Here is a 17,315-nt window from a genome sequence, read left to right on the forward strand (position 1 = left end):
TAAGGGTAGCCTTGCTCATTCTGTGCGTGCGCTCACGTCTCCCAGTGCCGCGGCGATCGCGCGCGGTAGTTCGAGGGTTTCGGCCGCCAGAATCCCGGTGAGCTGCCCGATGTCCCGGGCCCCGACCAGCATCGAGGCCACCCCGGGCTGATCGCGGATCCAGGCCAGCGCCACCGCCAGCGGGGAGGTGCCCAGCCCGTCGGCGGCGGTGACGACGGCGTCGACCACGCGCACGGCGCGGTCGTCGAGTCCGGCGGTGATCTCGGCGGCGGTGGCCTCGTCGGCGCCGCGCGAGTCCGCGGGCACGCCGTCGCGGTATTTGCCGGTGAGGATGCCCCCGGCCAGCGGCGCGGTGGCGATGACGCCGATGCCGTGATGCTGTGCGGCGGGCACGAATTCGTGCTCGACCCCGCGCGCGAGCAGCGAGTAGGGGATGTGGGTGGCGGTCAGGGGCGCGGCGGCGGCGAGGGTGGCCAGCTGCCAGCCGTCGTAGCCGCGGGCCCCGGCATAGCGGACCCGCCCCGAGCGCACCGCCCAGGACAGGGTGTCGGCGATCTCCTCGAGGGGGGTGTGCGGGTCCCACGCCGCCACCGACCAGATGTCGAGGTGATCGGTGCCCAGCTGGGTCAGGGTGTGGTCGAGCTGGCGCATCATGGTGCGCCGCGAGGCGTCCACGGTCCAGCGCACCGCGGCGGGCGCGTCGGCGGGGGCGTCACTGAGTATCGGTGTGTATCCGGCGTTTCCGCTCAGCACGAGGTCTTCGCGCCCGATCTCGGAGAGCAGTTCGCCCAGCATGTGTTGCGCGGCGCCGTCACCGTAGGCGGGGGAGGTGTCCACGAGGGTGCCACCGGCCTCCACGAACGCCATCAGCTGGGCGGCGGCGTCGTCGGCGTCGGTTTCGCGGCCCCAGGTGTGGGTGGCCAGCCCGAGCCGCGAGACCCGCAGACCGCTGCGGCCGACCGTGCGTTGTTCCATCACCGCGCTTGCACTTTCGTCACATGCGTCAGCCTAGGCGCACATGTCACGTCTACCCCGCTACGGCCCGCGGGGAGCGCGGCGGGTCGAGGCGAATTCGCGTATGCGTGTCCGAATTCGGACATCGCGGTGGGGGTGTGGCGCGCCCGCGGTCCGGGGCGGGACGGGGGCGGGCACGCCACCACACCCGGCACCCATTACTGTCGCTTTACTATTCGGCGGGCTTGTCGCGGCGCACCTGCGCCATCGGCGCGCCCGGGCGTGGTGGTATCGAATTGTCCACCGGCGTCGCGGGATTGGAGACTGGAGGGTGTGTGGGCGAGTCGATGACGTGGATGCAGGCGCTGGTGTTGGGCCTGGTGCAGGGTTTGACGGAGTTTCTGCCGATCTCGTCCTCGGCGCACCTGCGCATCACCTCGGCGGTGTTCTTCGGTGACGACGCGGGCGCCTCGTTCACCGCGGTCACCCAGCTGGGCACCGAGGCGGCGGTGCTGGTGTACTTCGCGAAGGACATCTGGCGCATCCTGGTGGCCTGGTGCACCACGATCTGGATGAAAGTGCGTGCCCCGCAACGGGAATTGGTGCCCGCCCACGACGCGCCGACCACCAAGCTGCCGGTGCTGACCGAGGACGGGCGCTTCTCCTTCGGCCCCGACCCCGACACCCAGCGCGCACTGGACTACCGCATCGGCTGGTATGTGATCATCGCCACCGTCCCGATCGGCGTGCTGGGACTGGTGTTCAAGGACCAGATCCGTACCGGCGCACGGAATCTGTGGCTGATCTCGATCATGTTGATCGTTTTCGCCGTGGTGATCGCGGCGGCCGAGTACTACTCGGGCAAGACCTACGGCCGGGCGCGCCGCCCGATCGAGCTGCTCACCACCCGCGACGGCCTGGTGATGGGCCTGGCCCAGTGCCTGGCCCTCATCCCGGGCGTGTCGCGTTCGGGGGCGACGTCCTCGGCCGGATTGTTCTGCGGGCTGACTCGTGAGGCGGCCGTGCGGTTCTCGTTCCTGCTGGCGATTCCCGCGGTGGTGGCCTCGGGGCTGTTCTCACTGCCGGACGCGTTCGAACCCGCTGGTGAGGGCCTCAACGCGTCGGGCCCGCAGCTACTGGTCGCCACCATCGTGTCCTTCGCGGTGGGCTATGCCTCGGTGGCGTGGCTGTTGAAGTTCGTGACCCGGCATTCGCTGGACTGGTTCGTGGGTTACCGCATCGCACTCGGTGTCACGATGCTGGTGCTGCTGGCGACCGGCGTCGTGTCGGCGACCTAGCCAGTAGGCTGTCCCGGTGACGGTGATCCTGTTGCGGCACGGCGTGTCCACGTCGAACACTGCCCGCACCCTGGCCGGACGCAGCGCCGGCGTCGATCTGACCGACCGCGGCCGCGAGCAGGCCCACGGCTTGGTGGAGCGGCTGGGATCGCTGCCGATCGAAGCGATCGTGTGCTCCCCGCTGCTGCGCTGTCAGCGCACCGTCGCCCCGCTGGCCGACAAACTGGGCCTCGAGGCCGAACCGGACGAGCGGCTGCTCGAGGTCGACTACGGCGACTGGACGGGCAAGGCACTCGCGGATCTGGTGAGCGAGCCGCTGTGGAAGGTGGTCCAGCGGCACGCGTCGGCGGCCACGTTCCCCTCGGGAGAGTCCTTGGCGCAGGTCCAGTTTCGCGCCGTGTCCGCTATCCGCGAACGGGATCGGCAATTGGCGGCCCGGCATGGTAGCGATGTGTTGTGGATTGCGTGCACGCACGGCGATGTGATCAAGGCGGTGCTGGCCGACGGTTTCGGCATTCACCTCGACGGCTTCCAGCGCATCGTGGTGGAACCGGCCTCGATCAGCGTGATCCGCTACACCCCGACCGCCCCGTACGTCTGGCGGGTGAACGACACCGGCCCGGATCTGTCCGGATTGGCGGCGATTTCACCGCGAACCGGCGGCGAATCGCGCTCGGGGCCGGTTCCCGGCGGAGAAACGGGTACCACCGACAGTACGGATAATGGGGTTGCGGAACGCCCCGATTCATAAGTGTGAGTGAACCGAATGGAGGTGCAATGGGCCGAGCAATCCATATCTTCCGCACCCCCGATCGTTTCGTCGCCGGCACCGTCGGCGAGCCGGGCGACCGCGCGTTCTACCTGCAGGCCGTGCAGGAGCCGCGGGTGATCAGCGTGCTGCTCGAGAAGCAGCAGGTGAAGGTGCTGGCCGATCGGATGGGTCTGCTGCTGGACGAGGTGCAACGACGCTTCGGCACCTCGGTGCCGCCCCAGGCCGCCGATGTGGCCGACACCGCGCCGTTGCTGACCCCGATCGACGCCGAATTCCGGGTCGGCACCATGGGTTTGGGCTGGGATGCGGATGCGGGCGCGGTGGTGGTGGAGTTGTTGGCGATCACCGAGACCGAGGTCGACGAGTCGGTGGTGCTCGACGACACCGAGGAGGGTCCCGACGCGGTGCGGGTGTTCCTGACCCCGGGTCAGGCGCGGGAGTTCGCGTTGCGCTCGGCGCGGGTGATCGCGGCCGGGCGCCCGCCGTGCCCGCTGTGCGGGGAGCCGTTGTCCCCGGCCGGGCACATGTGCGTGCGCACCAACGGGTACAAGCGTGGCGACATCTTCGGCGCCACCGACGAGATCGACGAGGACTGAGAACTGTGAACGACCCGCTGGCCACCGCCGAGCTGACGGTGATCGGGCAGGTCACCACCGCCAGCAATGTGACCCTGGTGTGCGAGAACGCCGAGGCGGACCTGCGGGTGGTGTACAAGCCGGTGCGCGGGGAGCGGCCGCTGTGGGACTTCCCCGACGGCACCCTGGCCGACCGCGAGGTGGCCTCCTACCTGGTGTCGCAGGCGCTGGGCTGGGGGGTGATCCCCGAAACCGTGCTGCGCGAGGGCCCTTTGGGGCCGGGCATGGTGCAACGCTGGATCGAGGTCGTCGAGGACGAGGGCCCGGATCTGGTGGATCTGTGCCCGGTCGGGCAGGTGCCCGGCGGCTATCGGGAGGTGTTGCGGGCGCTGGACCCGGGCGGGCATCCGGTGTCGCTGGTGCACGCCGAGGATCCGCGGCTGTTGCGCATGGCGGTGCTCGATGTGCTGATCAACAATGCCGACCGCAAGGGCGGGCACGCGCTACTCGGTGTCGACGGGCGCGTGTACGGGGTGGATCACGGGATCTGCCTGCACTCCGAACCCAAACTGCGGACGGTGTTGTGGGGCTGGGCCGGTGAGACGATCGGCGACGAATTGCTCACCGATATCACGGTTTTGGTGAAGGCGCTGCCGGGTGAGCTGGGTGAGCGGCTGGCGCCGTTGCTCACCGACGCCGAGATCGGGGCGCTCGAGGCGCGCGGGCGCGCGCTGCTCGAGAATCCGGTGATGCCGTTGCCGACCGGTCAGCGCCCGATCCCCTGGCCCGCTTTCTGATTCGAGCACGCGACCGGTTCGGCGTGCCGTTCGGTTCGTCGTGATTGCAACTCTTGACACCCGTGCGCCCGGGACTAGGGTGCAGGTCGGCCGAGGCGGTCGGGTGTCGCGCGGCACACCGGTGCGGGGGTGGCGGGGCTGTGCCGCGATCGCGGCGTTAACCTCGATTCATGCAGTCCTGGTCCGATACCGCTGTCCCTTCCGTTCCCGGATCCGGACCAGCGTTGCGCTTGTACGACACCGCCGACAAGACGGTGCGCCCGGTGAGCCCCGGTGCGACGGCCACGATGTACGTGTGTGGCATCACCCCCTATGACGCCACCCATCTGGGCCACGCGGCCACCTATCTGGCCTTCGATCTGGTCAACCGGCTGCTGCGCGACGCCGGGCACGAGGTCCACTACGTGCAGAACACCACCGACGTGGACGATCCGCTGTTCGAACGCGCGCAGCGCGACGGTATCGACTGGCGTGCGCTGGGCACCCGCGAGATCGAATTGTTCCGTGAGGACATGGCCGCGCTGCGGGTGATCCCGCCGCGCGATTACATCGGTGCGATCGAATCGGTGCAGGAGGTCGTGGACCTCGTGGACAAGCTGCTCGCCTCGGGCGCGGCCTATGTGGTCGACGATGCCGAGTTCCCCGATATCTACTTCCGTCACGACGCGACCGAGCAGTTCGGCTACGAGTCCGGCTACGACCGGGCGACCATGGAGCGACTGTTCGCCGAACGCGGCGGCGACCCGACCCGCCCGGGCAAGCGCGATCCGATCGACGCGCTGCTGTGGCGCGCGGAACGCCCGGGTGAGCCGTCGTGGCCGGCGCCGTTCGGGGCGGGCCGCCCGGGCTGGCACATCGAGTGCGCGGCCATCGCGCTCAACCGCATCGGCACCGAGTTCGATATCCAGGGCGGCGGCAGCGATCTGATCTACCCGCATCACGAGTACTCCGCCGCGCATGCCGAAGCGCTGGTGAAGGGGCGCCGCTTCGCCCGCCACTACGTGCACGCCGGGCTGATCGGCCTCGATGGCGAGAAGATGAGCAAGTCGCGCGGCAACCTGGTGTTCGTGTCCAAGCTGCGCCGCGCGGGCACCGACCCGGGCGCGATCCGGCTGGGCCTGTTCGCCGGGCACTACCGTTCCGATCGGGAATGGTCGGATGCGGTGCTGGCCGAAGCGCTTTCGCGGCTGGAGCGGTGGCGTTCGGCGGTCGCGCCGGCCTCGGGTCCGGACGCGACCGACACCGTGGCGCGGGTGCGCGCGCATCTGGCCGACGACCTGGACACCCCCAAGGCGATCGCGGCGATCGATGCCTGGGCGCAGCAGGCCCTGACCTACGGCGGCCCCGACGCGGGCGCTCCCGGGTTGATCAAGGATGCCGTGGATGCCCTGCTGGGTATCGCCTTGTGAGCACTGCGGCGAGCTGAACCCCACGCGCGGGCCCGGATCGGGGTCCGCGCGTGCGTGTTTCAGCGCCCCTTGTCCGAGATCCGGGAGTTCTCGGCGCGGTGATCGGGTCGATATCCGTCCGTGAGAGCTGTCTGGTTGTGCCGGTGCGGGTGATCGACCGTCGCGGCGATATCGTCGCGCACCCGCAGGGGTCCGGCTGGCCGAACATCCACAAGTCGGCGATCTCCGCGTGATCTCGATGGTCGCGAGGCGAGAGCGGGTGGGACCGCGCAGATTCGGGGGCGGGTGGGGAAATCGGTCGACCATCGGCGGTGGGTCGCGCATTCTGGGATGCGGGGGCGGTGCCGGGCGAGGAGGAGTGACTGTGGGTGTTGGCGAGGGTGAGATCGGAGTGTCGTTGACGGCGGCGCGGTTCGCGCGGGCGACCGACCGGTTGGCCGAGTGTGCGGTGTTCTATCGCGAGATCCTCGGGCTGCCACAGTTGTTCGAGTTCGAGGATCACGCCGACTACAGCGGGTTCGTGTTCGGGTTGCCGGATGCTTCGGCGCAGCTGGAGTTGGTGCGCCTGGCCGGGGCGGTGCCCGAGCGACGGGCCGATCCCGAGGACGCGGTGGTGCTGTATCTGCGGGAGGGGTTCGAGGAGTTGCGCAAGCGGCTGGCCGATCACGGTGTGGCCGAGGTGGTTCCGGACAATCCGTATTGGCCCGAGCGGGGTGCGTTCGGGGTGCTCGATCCCGACGGCTGGATGGTGATCATCGTGCCGCCGCCCGGTGCGCAGGGTCTGCTGCTGGGGAATGTGCGCATCGAGGAGTACACCGGGCCGCGATCGGAGATCGCCTGGTCGTTCCGGCTGGCCGAGGATTCCGAGCAGTCGCTGGCCCGCTACATCGAGCGGGGGCGGGTGTGGGTGGCGCGCACCGGGTCCGGAGAGGTCGTGGGTCATGTCCAGGCCGCCCCGCAGGCCGACGAGTCGGTGTGGGAGATCATCAATACCGCGGTGGCGCCACCGTTTCGGGGTACCGGGGTGGGTCGGCAGTTGATCGAGGCGGCGGTGGCCGAGGCCGAGGCGGCCGGGGCGTCCCGGGTGGAGGTGGCCACGGCGACCGCCGATGTCGGGAATCTACGGTTCTATCAGCGTTGTGGGTTCCGGATGAGCCGGGTCGTGCCCGATGTGTTCACCCCGGAGGCCGGGTATCCGGCGGTGGTGGAGTACGACGGGGTGCGGCTGCGCGATCAGGTGTGGTTCACCCGCACCCTGTGAGCCGTGCTCAGGCGGCCACGACGACCGCGTAATTCTGTTGCAGGCCCGGCCAGCCGCCCGGGGAGGCGACGGCGTCGCGCATGGCTTCCCAACCGGGGCCGTGGTTTTCGAAGCCGGAGTGCACGAGGGTGACCGTGGTGTGCTCGGCGTCGACGGCGGTGAAGCGGACATCGACGCGGCTGGTGGCGGCGGGGTCGGATTCGGGTTTCCAGTCCAGGTTGATGTCCCAGCTGAAGGCGAAGTGGGTGCTGGGGTTCCATACCAGCACCCGGCCCCAGCCGCATTCGGTGCCGTCGGTCTCGCGGCCGTAGAGGCGGCCGCCGACGCGGGGTTCGACGACGGCTTCGGCCAGGGGTCCGGCGCCGATGTGGTGGTCGCGTGGCCACCAGGTGTCCATGTCGGTGGTGAACACCCGGTAGGCCTTGTCGATGGGGGCGTCGACGGTGAGTTGGACGGTGACGGCGTGGGAATCGATCTGCTGGGTCATGGCTGCTCCTCAGGTGTCGTGCTCCGGGGTGGAGGCTTGGCGGTTCACTTCGTCGCGAAAGGCCGACAGCGCCGTCGACCAGAAGTGGGTGAAGTACGCGCGCAGCGCGTCGATGCCGACGGGGTCGAGGGAGTAGACGCGTCGGGTGCCGACGGCTCGATCGCGGACCAGCCCGGCGGCCTTGAGCACCTTGAGGTGCTGGGAGACCGCGGGGCGCGACACCGGCAGCTCGCCGGCGAGTTCGCCGACCGCGCACGGGCCCTGGCCGAGGCGTTCGAAGATGGCTCGCCGGGTCGGGTCTCCGAGGGCGTCGAGAGCGGCGCTTTGGTAAGTACCCGCGAACCGTAAGTCTACGCTTACGCGTTGTGGGGTGGAAGAGGCCGCCGCCGGTTCGGTAGCCGGGGGTGCGAAGTTGGTCGTTTACCGCCGTTCTGCCTTCCCGGGGATGTGCCGCGCCGATACCGTGAGGGCCGGACGATGTTGTCGGATTCCTCGGCGAGGAGGTGGAACCGTGAGCGCGGTACCCGGATTCGAGCGTTTGCGCGCGGTGGTCGAACAAGGGCTCGACAAGAGCGCGAACGTGCGCAAAGGGTTGCGCGCCGGGGGTGCGCTGCTCGACAGTGTGCGCCGCGACCCGCGCATCGTGCGCGAGCTGATCGCCGGATTCACCGGCCACGCAACCGAATCCGCGCCCGCACCCGCCGAGCACGAACTGCCCGCGGGCCTGGCCGACTACACCCGCACCGCGCACGCGCACCGCGAGCTGGACACCGGCGCGGCCGCGACGCTGGCGTATCTGGCGCAGCTGGGGCGGCTTTCGGAATGGGTGGTCTTCCATGCGGGCTGGCGCGGGGATCCGCCGGGGGACGCCGCGGTCGGGGTGGAGTACACCCAGGTGGCCAAGTTCATGGGCATTCCGGCGGATCTGGCGTGGACGGTGACCGGGGTCGACGACAGCGGGCTGGTGTTGCGGGGGCATGGCCCGCAGGGCCTGGGGCTGGGTTTGTGGATCACGGTGGCGCCCAGCGGGTCCGGGTGCACGGTGTATGTCGATGCCGGATTGTCGGGGCAGCCGATCGAGGGCCCGTTGGGGGCGACGGTGGCGCGCGGACTGGGTGATTCGCTGCGTGATTCGCTCGAGGCCTTGCCGGGGGCGCTGAGCGCGGCCCGCTCGAGCACGTCGGCGCGGCCGGGGCGCAAGGCGGTGCGTCATCGGGCGTCGGGGGTGGTGCTGGCGCCGACGACGCCGGTGCTCATCGGTGTGGGCCAAGTGGTGCAGCGGACCCCGGATCCCAGCTACGCCGATCCGGCGCAACTGGCGGTGCGGGCGTTGCGGGCCGCGGCCGCCGATTGCGGTGGCGGGGAAGCATTGTTGCGTCGAGCCGACGCGGTGTTCGCGGTCGCGCCGACCTCGTGGCAATACCGGGACCTGGGGGCGCTGGTCGCGAAAAAGGTCGGGGCGGGCGTGGTGGACACGGTCCAATCGAGTCCCTTCGGCGGGGACGGCGGGCAGTTGGTGCTCAACGAGGCCGCCGCCGCCATCGCGGCCGGTGACTACGACCTGGTGCTGGTGACCGGCGCCGAGGCCGGTGCCACCCAGGCCGCGGCCCAGCGTGCGGGCATCGAATTGGCTTGGCCGGTCCAGGATTCGGGGGTGGCCCCGACCCGCACGGTCGGCATCGACAAGCCCGCCAACAACGCGGCCGAGTCGGCGGCGGGGTTGCAGGCCCCGATCAACATGTACGCGCTGCTCGAATCGGCCAACCGGCATCGGCTCGGGCGCACGCCCGCCGAGCACGAAGCCGCGGTGGCCGAGTTGTGGTCGCGGCTGTCGGCGGTGGCGGCGGGCAATCCGAATGCCTGGCAGCCCCAGGAGTTCTCGGCCGCGGAGATCGCGACGGTGACCGAGGCCAACCGCATGATCTCGGCGCCCTACACCAAACTCGAATGCGCCAACCTGAGCGTGGACATGGCCTCGGGCATCATCATGGCCAGCGCGGCCGCCGCCGAAGCGGCGGGTATCCCGCAGGACAAGTGGGTGTTCCTGCACGCGGGCGCCTCGGGCACCGACGAATGGTTCGTCAGCGAACGCACCGAGCTGGCGGCCTCGCCGGCCATCGCGACCCTGGGTGCGGCGGTCTTCGACCACGCGGGCATCACCGCCGAAGACCTCACCCACATCGACCTGTACGCCTGCTTCCCGGTCGCGGTGCAGATCGCGGCCCGCGAACTCGGCCTGCCGATCGACGACCCGGAGCGTCCCCTGTCGGTGACCGGCGGCCTGACCTTCGGCGGCGGCCCCGGCAACAACTACGGCGGCCACGCCGTGGCCACCCTGGTCGGCCGTCTGCGCGCCGACCCCGAGTCCTTCGGCCTGGCCACGTCGTTGGGCTGGTACCTGACCAAACACGCCCTGGGCGTCTATTCGGCCACCCCACCCCGCCACGGCTACAAGCACCTGACCCCGGTCATCGAGCATCCCCCGACCCGCCCGGCCCGCACCGACTATCGCGGCGAGGCCGTGATCGAGGCCTACACCCTGCCCTACGACCGTGACGGCCATCCCGAGGCCGCGATCGTGAGCGCGTTGACCCCTGCCGGTGAGCGAGTCCTGGTCCGCACCACCGATTCCGCGGCCCTGACCGCCCTCACCACCGAGGACTGGCTGGGCATCGCGGTCACCGTCGACGGTGACACGCTGACCCCGGCCTCTGTGCCGAGCCCCGAATCATCAGCTGGTGCTGTAAGTCCCAGTCGTGCTGCAGAATCCGGCGACGCGGTGGATGCCGACATTTTGGCGGGCGAGGCGGATGAAGGGCGGTGGATTCGTGCGGGGCTGGCGCGGGTCGCGTTGCCTGCGCCGCCGCCGGCGCCGGTGTTGATCGAGCGGCGCGGGCACATCATGATCATCGCGATCAATCGGCCGCGGGCACGCAATGCGATCAATTTGGCGACGGCGCTGGGGATCGAACGGGCCATCGATGCCTATGAGGCGGATCCGAACGCGCGCATCGCGATCCTCACCGGCGCGGGCGGCTATTTCAGCGCCGGTATGGATCTCAAGGCGGCGGCGCGGGGTGAGGTGCCGGTGACCGAGAAGCGCGGCATTCTGGGCATCGTGTCGGTGCCGCCGCGCAAACCTCTCATCGCCGCGGTGGAGGGTCCGGCGTTGGCGGGTGGGTGTGAGCTGGCGTTGAGCGCCGATCTCATTGTCGCCGCCTCGGATTCGAGTTTCGGGATCCCGGAGGTCAAACGGGGGCTGGTCGCGGTCGGGGGTGGTGTCCTACGTCTGTCCCAGCGGCTGCCCCGGGCCTTGGCGATGGAGCTGGCATTGACCGGTGATCCGATCAGCGCGGCCCGGGCGGCGGAGATCGGGCTGATCAACCAGGTCGCCGAACCCGGCAAGGCCCTCGAGGCGGCGTTGGCGCTGGCCGAGCGGGTCGCGGTGAACGCGCCGCTGAGTATCGATGCGAGCAAGCAGATCATCGAGCAGGCCCCGGATTGGTCGGTGGCCGAGGCGTTCGGCAAGCAGGGGCAGGTCGCGGCGGCGGCGTTGTCGTCCCAGGACGCGGGGGAGGGCATGCGGGCCTTCGTGGAGAAGCGCGCGCCGGTGTGGCGGGGGCGCTGAGGATTTCGCGAGCGAGCACGAAAGAACGGTCATGACATCGGATCTCACCGAGACCACCCTGACGATGCAACGGGATGGGCTCACTCTGACGGCGCGCCGCTTCGGCCCGGCCGAGGCGCCGCCGGTGATGCTGTTGCACGGGTTCCCCGACACCCCGCATACCTGGGACGGGGTGATCCCGCTGCTGGTGGAGGCCGGGTATCAGGTGCTGGCGCCGTGGCTGCGCGGCTACACCCCGGGTTCGGCGTCGCGGTCGGCGCGTTATGACCTGATGGCGGTGAGCGCGGATGTGGCGGCCTGGCAGCAGCAGTTGGGGGCGCCGCGCACGCATCTGGTGGGCCACGACTGGGGTGCGTTCGTGGCGATGATTCTGTCCAAGCAGGATCCGGCCCGGTGGGCGTCGTTGACGCTGTTGGCGATTCCACCGTTCGGCGGTGGGGTGGCGCCGGGGATGTGGCGGTGGCTGCCGCGGCAGATGCTGCTGTCGTCCTATATCCCGGTTATGCAGTCGGGGTTCTCGCCTCGGCTGCTGGCGCGCGGTGAGGCGGCGTTCGTGCGCGGATTGTGGCGACGGTGGTCACCGGGCTGGGATTTCAGCGAGGACCAGTTCGCCCCGACAGCGGCGGTGTTCACCGACTCGACGATGGCGTGGGCGGCGACGCGCTACTACCGGTCGCTGTTCACGGTGTGGCGCAGGGCCACTCGCGAGTTCAGCGAGGCGCTGATGGCGCCCGCGGCTGCGCTGCCGACGCTGGCGTTGGCCGGGCTGCGCGATGGCTGTATGTCCCCGGATCTGCAGCGGGTGCTTGCAGAGCATGCGGGCGTGCAGCACGCGCAGCTACCTGACTGCGGGCATTTCCTGCAGGCCGAACGCCCGGAGGCGGTCGCGGAGTTGATCGTTCCGCATCTACGCGCGGCCACCACGGCTCACTGATCCGAGGCCGCAGCCGCCGGTCGTGACCGCTCAATGGCCCGCGTGCGGGTGGGTGCCCGTGTCTCCGGTGCCGGTGTCGCCGGTTCCCATGTCGCCCATGGGCATCGGGTGTTCGGCCATGGGGGCGAAGGCGGGGGCCTGGCCGGGGTCGAGGATGAGGAATTGGCCCATCATGCCGGCGTCTTCGTGGCGGAGCAGGTGGCAGTGGTACATGTACGGGTGGGCCGGGTCGGCGGGGCCGGTGAAGCGCATGGCCAGTTCGTAGGTGCGGGCGGGTTCGAGGTAGACGGTGTCCTTCCAACCGGCCAGCTGTGGCGGAGGCGGGGCGGAATCGATGGCGCGCAGCAGGAATTGGACGTCGTGGACGTGGAAGTTGTGCGGCCAGTCCTCGAGGTTGCGCACCGACCAGATTTCGGTGGCGCCGGTGGGGACGGTCAGGTCGATGCGGTTCATGTCCATCTTCGCGCCGTTGATCATGAACCATTTCAGGTCGAATCCACGGGTGACGGGCAACTCGGGCGCGAAGGGGGTGATCGCGGCCAGCGTGGCGGGGAGGGCGGGCGCGGTCGTGGCGGTGCTGGTGGCGCGCAGGGTCAGGACGTCGAAGCTGTCGTCGAAGCCGAAGCGTTGCGGGCGGTCGATTCCGGTGCGGGTGGTGAGGGGGAAGGCGTGCAGGGTGGTGGTCGAGCCGGGGTCCAGATCGACGGTGATCTCGGCGCGTTCGCCGGGGCTGAGCTGGATGCGGTGCAGCGGAACGGGGGCGGGCAGCAGTCCGCCGTCGGTGGCGATGAGCGCGAAGCCGCGCTCGTCGGTGAAACCGAGCTCGAGTACCCGGCTCGAGGAGCCGTTGAGCAGGCGCAGCCGGGCGCGGGTGGCGGGCAGGTCGTGATGGCCGGGGGTCGCGCCGTTGACGATGAGGGTGTCGCCGAGCAGTCCGTAACTACTGGAAGGGGTTTCGTCGAGCTGTCCGTCGGCGGTGAAGCGGCGGTCGGCGATGATGACCGGGATGTCGTCGAGGCCGTAGCGGCGCGGCAGGTCGAGGCCGTCGCTGAGCTCGTCGTCGAGGTAGAACAGCCCGGCCAGTCCGCGGTAGACGTGTTTCTCGGTCGCGCCGTGCGGGTGCGGGTGGTACCAGAGGGTGGCGGCGGGCTGGTCGATGCGCCAGCTCGGAGTCCAGGTGGCGCCCGGGGCGAGCATCTGATGCGGGCCGCCGTCGCAGGCGGCGGGCACGTGCATGCCGTGCCAGTGCACGCTGGTGGGCTCGGGCAGGGTGTTGACGGCGGTGACCGAGACGGTCTCCCCGCGTCGCGCGCGCAGGGTGGGTCCGAGGATGGATCCGTTGTAACCCCAGGTGGGCGTGGAGATTCCGGGTTTGATCTCGCTGTGCCCGGCTTGGGCGGTGAGGCTGAAGTGGCGCACGCCCGCGCCGTCGACGTGCGAGTCGGCCAGCGGCGGGATGGGCAGCGCGCGGGTGCCGGGTGCGGTGGGTGCGCCGTTGCTGCGGGTGCAGCCCGCGGCGGTCAGGGCCAGCGGCAGGGCGGCGGCGGTGACGAGCAGGCGTCGTCGCGAGATCACGGGTGGTGCTCCTCGGGTCGGTCGGTCGCTTCCAGCCTGCGGTGCCCGCGCGCACGGCGACTCCTCCTCGGGGCCGGGTTCGGCATGCTGATCGCGGCCACCGGTGTCTTGTGGCCGGGCAACTGTTGTGCTATCGCGACCCGTGTGCGGCGCGGGAGTCGGCGGTTCTCTACCGTGGATTCGTGATCGACCTCCGTGACCGTGGCCTGCGCTGGAAAGCCGCGCGTCTGCTGCCGCTGGCGGCGACCCCGGTGTTGTTGGCGGCGAGCACGTTCCCGGGCGAGTACCGCGTCCCCCTGGTTTACTGGCTGCTTGCTGTGGTGGCGTGCGTGGTGTTCGCGTTCGGTGATCGGTGGCCGCTTCCGATGTCGCTGACGTTGTCGGCTCTGGCGGCGGCGATGTTCGTGATTCCCGCGTGGGGTCCCTCGGAGCTGGTGCCGTATCTGGGTGGGCTGGCGTTGGTGGAGGCGGTGATGCGCGGTGGCCGCCGCGCGGCCGTGCTCGCGAGCGCGGCGTGGGCGCTGGCGTGGGTGGCCGGGCATTGGGGCGGGCACGCCCCGACGTTCTGGCGGGGGGCGACGTTCGTGGCGGCGGCCGCCTATGTCGGATTGCCGCTGCTGCTCGGGTTGTATCTGCGCGGCCAGCGGGAATTGACGGCGAGTTTGCGGGCGCGGGCAAGCCAGGCACAGGCGACCGCGCGCGCCGAGGAGCGCGCCGCACTGGCGCGCGAGCTGCACGATATGGTCGCCCACCACATGTCTTCGATCGTGTTGCGGGTCAAAGTAGCTCGCCAGGTACTCGGCGGCACCGATGCGCGGGTGGCGCAGGTGCTCGACGATGTGGGCGAGACCGCTTCGGGCGCGCTCACCGACATCCGGCGACTGCTGGCGGGGTTGCGGGATCCCGCCCTGGGTGCGGTGCCGCTACTGGACGCGCAGGTCGTGCACGCCGAGATCGAGGCCGCGGTCGAGCGGGTGCGCCGGGGCGGGTACACGGTGCACGCGGACATCGACGCACGTCTGGAGGGGTTGGATGCGATCGCGCGGTTGACGTTGCTGCGGTTGGTGCAGGAGTCGCTGACCAATGTGATCAAGCACGCCGAGCGTGGTGCACCGGTGTGGATCACGGTGGCGCGCACCGGTACCGGGGTGCGGCTGCGCGTGCGCAGCCGGGGCGGTGGGGGCACCGGCACCGGCGGTCACGGCCTGATCGGCATGGGTGAGCGGGTCACCTTGGCGGGTGGAGTCCTCGAGGCCGGTCCGCAAGAGGGAGAGTGGCTGGTCGAGGCGGATCTGCCCGCCGACTCGGGCAATACCCATGCCCCGGGCAACGTCCGTGCCGCCGACAACGCCCATGCCCCGGGCAACGTCCCTGCCGCCGACAACGCCCGTGCCCCGGGCACCGTCCTCGCCGCGAGCAATGTCTTGCCCCAAGGCAATGTCTCCGCCCGAGGCAATGTCTCCGCCCAAGGCAACGTCTCCGCCCAAGGCAACGTCTCCGCCCCGAACAGTGTCCTTGCTCCGGATAGGGTCCCCGCGCTGGATGGTGTGCCCGTGCCGGGCAGTGGTCGCGGCGCGGGTGGAGGTCGCGACGCGGGGATGCCCGATGACGGGACCGGTTCGCGGGCAAGGAGTTCGGGGGCGGGTGCGGTGTCGGGGTGGGTGGCGCGGTGATCCGGGTGTTGGTGGTCGATGATCAGCGGCTGGTGCGGGCGGGGTTGCGGATGCTGGTGGAGGCGACCGACGGGCTCGAGGTGGTCGGGGAGGCCGGTGACGGGGTGGGTGCGGTGCGGGCGGTGGCGCAGGCGCCGGTGGATGTGGTGTTGATGGATCTGCGGATGCCGGGCATGGACGGGGTGGAGGCGACGCGGCGGATCAGCGCGGGCGTGGGCGCGCCGAAGGTGTTGGTGCTGACCACCTTCGACGACGACGAGCATCTGTTCCCGGCGTTGGCGGCGGGCGCGAGCGGATATCTGGTCAAGGACACCGATCCCGAGCAGCTGGTGGCCGCGATCACCCGGGTGTACGAGGGCGAGTTGTTGTTCTCCCCGCCGCTGTTGCGGCGACTGGTGCAGCGTGCGGTCGAGTCGCCCGCCGAAACCTCCTCGCCCGCAGTCGATCTCACCGCGCGCGAGTGGGAGGTGCTCGCGTTGGTGGGTGCCGGTCATTCCAACGCCGAGATCGCCCAGCGCCTGCATCTGGGGGTGACCACGGTCAAGAAGTACCTGGCGACCCTGATGGACAAGACCGGCTGTGACAATCGGGTCCGGTTGGCGGTGTTCGCGGTGCGCTCGGCCCGGTGAAGAGCCGAGCGCGCGCGGTGTTCACGCGTTGGTGAGGGCGCTGACCGCGTCGGCGAACATGGTGGTCTTGATCGCGGCGAGGGTCGCCTGATCCTTGCCCCCGACCGGGTCCACCAGCGCGAGCGCGGCGTCGGTGACCGCGTCGGCGTCAGCGGTGGCGTCGATCAGGTCGCAGGCCAGCGCGTCGGGTCCGGCGAAGCGGCGGCCGGTGGTCATGGACGCGATCGCGGCCTTCGGGGTGAGTTTGGCCTGGATGAGCGCGGCCATGCCGCGGGAGAAGGGGATGCGCAGGTCGGCTTCGGGGAAGCAGAAGTAGCCGCGGTCGGCGCGCATGACCCGGTAGTCGTGGGCGATGGCCAGCATCGCCCCGGCCCCGAAGGCGTGGCCGGGCAGGGCGGCGGCGGTGGGCACGGGGAAGGTGAGCATCCGGGCCAGCAGCGACTGTACTTGCGCCACATACCATTCGGCGCGTTCGGCATGGGCCGAGAGCCAGTCCAGGTCCAGGCCGTTGGAGTAGAACTTGCCCGAGGCGGTGGTGATCAGGGCGTGGGCGTTCTCGGCGAGCACGGTGTCGAGCAGCCCGTTGATCTGGTCGAGGGATTCGGGGGTGAAGCGGTTCTCGTCGCCGCCCAGATCCAGCACGGCGATCTTGTCACGGTAGGTGAGAGTGGGCATGGGGTACTCCTCAGCGGGGTGGGGCGGGGGCGGGCCCGAGGTCGAGGACCGCGCGCACGGCGGCCTGCAACTGTTGGCGGGCAACGGGATTGGTGAGCCGGTCGCGGTCGAGCAGGATCGCTGTCGGCAGGTCGACCAGGCAGATGGTGAGGGTGTCCACGGCGGCGGCGTCGGCGCGGTCCCACAGTCGGCGCGCGAGGGTTTTCATCAGCTCGACCAGTGTGGTCTGGGTGGCGTCGAGTTCGGCGCGCACCGGTTCGGGGATGTCCTCGCCGAGCAGGTCGGCGCGGCGGATCTTGAACAGCAGCTGGGTCGATGCCGGGTGGCGGGCGGCGAATTCGGCGGGTGCCGTCGCGGCGGCGAGGACCGCGTCGATGCCGTCCCCGGCGTCGGCGACCATGTCGGCCTGTAGTGCCAGGAATCGGTGGGCCGCGCGAATCCAGGTGCGCCCCACCAGTTCCGCCCGGGAGCCGAAGCTGTGGTACAGCGCCCCGTTGGAGGCGCCGGTGGCGGTGGCGACCGCGCGGATGGTGACCGCGGCGGGCCCGGATGCCACGGCGAGGGTCTCGGCGGCGTCGAGCACGAGGTCCAGGTCGTGGATGCGAGGGCGGGGCACTCACCGACCATAACAGAGCGAGTGCTCTGTTA

General features: G+C 70.3%; 17 protein-coding genes. 11 read left to right on the forward strand and 6 right to left on the reverse strand.

The window, feature by feature from the left end; all coding sequences use genetic code 11:
- Positions 1 to 15: 15 nt before the first annotated feature.
- Entirely contained in the window at positions 16 to 975 is a 960-nt protein-coding gene (locus GPX89_RS35280) for an aldo/keto reductase (protein ID WP_157392072.1), read from the reverse strand.
- 326 nt (positions 976 to 1,301) lie between these two features.
- On the opposite strand from GPX89_RS35280, the gene GPX89_RS35285 reads away from it, so the two are divergent.
- The 7 genes from GPX89_RS35285 to GPX89_RS46080 all read left to right on the forward strand — a co-directional run bounded on the left by GPX89_RS35285 (position 1,302) and on the right by GPX89_RS46080 (position 7,066).
- The gene (locus GPX89_RS35285) at positions 1,302 to 2,252 is read left to right on the forward strand and encodes an undecaprenyl-diphosphate phosphatase (RefSeq protein ID WP_157392073.1); all 951 of its coding nucleotides are present in this window, start codon (positions 1,302 to 1,304) and stop codon (positions 2,250 to 2,252) included.
- Between the two features lie 16 nt (positions 2,253 to 2,268).
- The gene (locus GPX89_RS35290) at positions 2,269 to 3,003 is read left to right on the forward strand and encodes a histidine phosphatase family protein (protein WP_328602660.1); all 735 of its coding nucleotides are present in this window, start codon (positions 2,269 to 2,271) and stop codon (positions 3,001 to 3,003) included.
- Positions 3,004 to 3,029: 26 nt separating this feature from the next.
- A complete protein-coding gene (locus GPX89_RS35295; RefSeq protein ID WP_157392074.1) occupies positions 3,030 to 3,620 on the forward strand; it encodes a DUF3090 domain-containing protein in 591 nt (196 codons plus the stop codon).
- Entirely contained in the window at positions 3,617 to 4,396 is a 780-nt protein-coding gene (locus tag GPX89_RS35300; RefSeq protein WP_157392151.1) for an SCO1664 family protein, read from the forward strand. Before GPX89_RS35295 ends, GPX89_RS35300 begins: the two co-directional genes overlap by 4 nt.
- A 170-nt stretch (positions 4,397 to 4,566) precedes the next feature.
- A complete protein-coding gene (mshC, locus tag GPX89_RS35305) occupies positions 4,567 to 5,805 on the forward strand; it encodes a cysteine--1-D-myo-inosityl 2-amino-2-deoxy-alpha-D-glucopyranoside ligase (protein ID WP_157392075.1) in 1,239 nt (412 codons plus the stop codon).
- Between the two features lie 50 nt (positions 5,806 to 5,855).
- The gene (locus tag GPX89_RS35310; RefSeq protein ID WP_157392076.1) at positions 5,856 to 6,038 is read left to right on the forward strand and encodes a hypothetical protein; all 183 of its coding nucleotides are present in this window, start codon (positions 5,856 to 5,858) and stop codon (positions 6,036 to 6,038) included.
- A gap of 131 nt (positions 6,039 to 6,169) precedes the next feature.
- On the forward strand, positions 6,170 to 7,066 hold the full coding sequence (locus GPX89_RS46080; protein ID WP_198347742.1) for a GNAT family N-acetyltransferase: 897 nt from the start codon (positions 6,170 to 6,172) through the stop codon (positions 7,064 to 7,066).
- Between the two features lie 7 nt (positions 7,067 to 7,073).
- Here GPX89_RS46080 and GPX89_RS35320 read toward each other — a convergent pair whose 3' ends face one another.
- Both GPX89_RS35320 and GPX89_RS35325 read right to left on the reverse strand, forming a co-directional pair.
- On the reverse strand, positions 7,074 to 7,553 hold the full coding sequence (locus GPX89_RS35320) for an SRPBCC family protein (RefSeq protein ID WP_157392078.1): 480 nt from the start codon (positions 7,551 to 7,553) through the stop codon (positions 7,074 to 7,076).
- A 9-nt stretch (positions 7,554 to 7,562) separates the two neighbouring features.
- The gene (locus GPX89_RS35325) at positions 7,563 to 7,835 is read right to left on the reverse strand and encodes an ArsR/SmtB family transcription factor (protein ID WP_407939529.1); all 273 of its coding nucleotides are present in this window, start codon (positions 7,833 to 7,835) and stop codon (positions 7,563 to 7,565) included.
- A gap of 229 nt (positions 7,836 to 8,064) precedes the next feature.
- Between GPX89_RS35325 and GPX89_RS35330 the strand changes: the two genes are divergently transcribed.
- Both GPX89_RS35330 and GPX89_RS35340 read left to right on the forward strand, forming a co-directional pair.
- The gene (locus GPX89_RS35330) at positions 8,065 to 11,181 is read left to right on the forward strand and encodes a crotonase/enoyl-CoA hydratase family protein (RefSeq protein WP_328602662.1); all 3,117 of its coding nucleotides are present in this window, start codon (positions 8,065 to 8,067) and stop codon (positions 11,179 to 11,181) included.
- A gap of 31 nt (positions 11,182 to 11,212) precedes the next feature.
- On the forward strand, positions 11,213 to 12,115 hold the full coding sequence (locus GPX89_RS35340) for an alpha/beta fold hydrolase (protein ID WP_157392079.1): 903 nt from the start codon (positions 11,213 to 11,215) through the stop codon (positions 12,113 to 12,115).
- Between the two features lie 30 nt (positions 12,116 to 12,145).
- Here the strand turns inward: GPX89_RS35340 and GPX89_RS35345 are convergent, their stop codons facing one another.
- Positions 12,146 to 13,690, reverse strand: a complete 1,545-nt coding sequence (locus tag GPX89_RS35345) for a multicopper oxidase family protein (protein WP_328602663.1) — start codon at positions 13,688 to 13,690, stop codon at positions 12,146 to 12,148.
- 182 nt (positions 13,691 to 13,872) lie between these two features.
- Between GPX89_RS35345 and GPX89_RS45080 the strand changes: the two genes are divergently transcribed.
- Positions 13,873 to 15,363, forward strand: a complete 1,491-nt coding sequence (locus tag GPX89_RS45080; protein WP_328602664.1) for a sensor histidine kinase — start codon at positions 13,873 to 13,875, stop codon at positions 15,361 to 15,363.
- A complete protein-coding gene (locus GPX89_RS35355; protein WP_328602665.1) occupies positions 15,360 to 15,992 on the forward strand; it encodes a response regulator transcription factor in 633 nt (210 codons plus the stop codon). The genes GPX89_RS45080 and GPX89_RS35355 overlap by 4 nt, the downstream gene beginning before the upstream one ends.
- Before the next feature lie 21 nt (positions 15,993 to 16,013).
- On the opposite strand, the gene GPX89_RS35360 is transcribed toward GPX89_RS35355, so the two are convergent.
- Both GPX89_RS35360 and GPX89_RS35365 read right to left on the reverse strand, forming a co-directional pair.
- Positions 16,014 to 16,667, reverse strand: coding sequence for an enoyl-CoA hydratase-related protein (locus tag GPX89_RS35360; protein WP_157392080.1), 654 nt, complete (start codon positions 16,665 to 16,667; stop codon positions 16,014 to 16,016).
- 10 nt (positions 16,668 to 16,677) lie between these two features.
- Complete coding sequence (locus tag GPX89_RS35365) at positions 16,678 to 17,283, reverse strand: TetR/AcrR family transcriptional regulator (protein WP_328602666.1); 606 nt, start codon at positions 17,281 to 17,283, stop codon at positions 16,678 to 16,680.
- Between the last annotated feature and the right edge of the window lie 32 nt (positions 17,284 to 17,315).

The organism is Nocardia terrae, assembly GCF_009760405.1.
Taxonomy (GTDB): domain Bacteria; phylum Actinomycetota; class Actinomycetes; order Mycobacteriales; family Mycobacteriaceae; genus Nocardia; species Nocardia terrae.